The sequence below is a fragment of the Thalassobacterium sedimentorum genome (assembly GCF_031127905.1).
Lineage (GTDB): Bacteria > Verrucomicrobiota > Verrucomicrobiia > Opitutales > Coraliomargaritaceae > Thalassobacterium > Thalassobacterium sedimentorum.
This window is the reverse complement of sequence record NZ_JARXIC010000091.1, coordinates 1-1,528: the sequence shown is the minus strand read 5'-3', so window position 1 is coordinate 1,528 and position 1,528 is coordinate 1. Positions and strand designations below refer to the sequence as shown.

At 48.7% G+C, this 1,528-nt stretch carries 1 protein-coding gene; it reads left to right on the top strand.

Annotation, left to right across the window (positions count from 1 at the left end; translation table 11 throughout):
• Positions 1 to 87 precede the first annotated feature (87 nt).
• A partial coding sequence (locus tag QEH59_RS18495) for an IS4 family transposase (protein ID WP_308986867.1) occupies positions 88 to 1,528 on the top strand: 1,441 nt, incomplete at its 3' end.

Genomic DNA, 1,528 nt, shown 5'->3' with positions numbered 1-1,528 from the left:
GAATGGCACGGACTTAAGCGGCATAATTGAGTATAAAAGCTCAAATAAAAAGCTGACGTAAAGGCCGTTGGTAAGTAGCGTTTTTGTATGCAAAAACTAGAACGCTTCTTACCCGGATTTAACCATGTTTTATATGGCAAACCACCTAAGACGGCCTTTACGCAATATCGAGAAAAACTGCTCAAATTACGGCAGTCAACGCTTTCCGAATTATCTTCAATTTTCGAAGGTTTAATCCCACTTGATAAGCTCTCGCCCAATGCTCGCGGGGCGCATAGTCGCACCCGGGTTTACTCTCGAAGCGTGAGTTTCTTTGGGTTCCTGCATCAAGTGCTCTCGCCCGGCATGCCTTGCCGAGAAGTGGTGCGTAAGGTGCAGAGTTTTTGCAGTGAGAAGAACCTGCCGTTGCCCGATTCCGACAACGCGGCCTACTGCCGTGCCAGAGGCAAACTGGATGATGAGCTCCTCGATACGATTCACACGCATATAAGCGAGAAGGTTCAGCAGCGTGTCATGCAGAACCAGCGCTGGAAAGATCGTGACGTAAAAGTGATCGACGGGACAGGCATCACTTTGCCCGATACAGTTGAAAATCAAAAAGAGTTCCCGCAACCCAGCCGTCAATTACCAGGTTGCGGATTCCCTGTGATGAAAGTGGTCGCTTGCTTTTGCTTAGCCAGTGGAGCTTTGCTCAAATGGGTTGAAACTGAGCTCAAACGTCATGAAAGCCGAATCATGGTTAAGTTCATTGAACACTTCCGCCCTGGCGATGTCGTCTTGACGGACCGTGGGTTCAGCTCCTACGGGAACCTGGCTGCCTTATGGATCAAGGGCGTGGATGCGGTCATGCGAGTGCATCAGGCACGTAAGCTGGATTACCGAAAAGGAAAGGTGCTCAGGCCGATGGATCGTCTCGTTCTATGGGAAAAACCAGCATGCCCGAAAGGATGGGATGCGGATCATTGGGCAAGCTTACCTGCGACTATGATGCTACGTATTGTGCGTATTCGAATTGAAGTCAAAGGCTTCCGAGTGCGTCAGTATGATCTAGTCACCACACTGCTGGACGAGCAGACCTACAGCGCCGATGATTTGGCCGAACTCTACTTTAGACGATGGGCAGTTGAGTTATTCTTCCGTCACATCAAAACCACGATGGGAATGGAAATGCTACGCTGCAAAACACCAAAAATGGTGCGCAAGGAACTGCGCATGTTCATCATCGCTCATAATCTGATCCGAGCCTTAATGCAAGAGGCTGCAAGCCTTTACTTGTGCGATCTGACACGCTTAAGCTTCAAGGGCACAGTCGACACCCTACGGCAATTTTCCTACGCCATTTATGCCACCAAAGATGCGCCTCAAACTCGCGCTAGAATTTTTGACGAAATGCTTCTGGTCATTGCGAGCGAGAAGGTTCCATTAAGAGAGAATCGTAGCGAACCAAGAGCACTCAAGAAAAGGCCTAAACCTTTCCAAAGATTGATGTGTCATCGATCAAAATTTAAGGTCTCGAAATCCAGAAAAA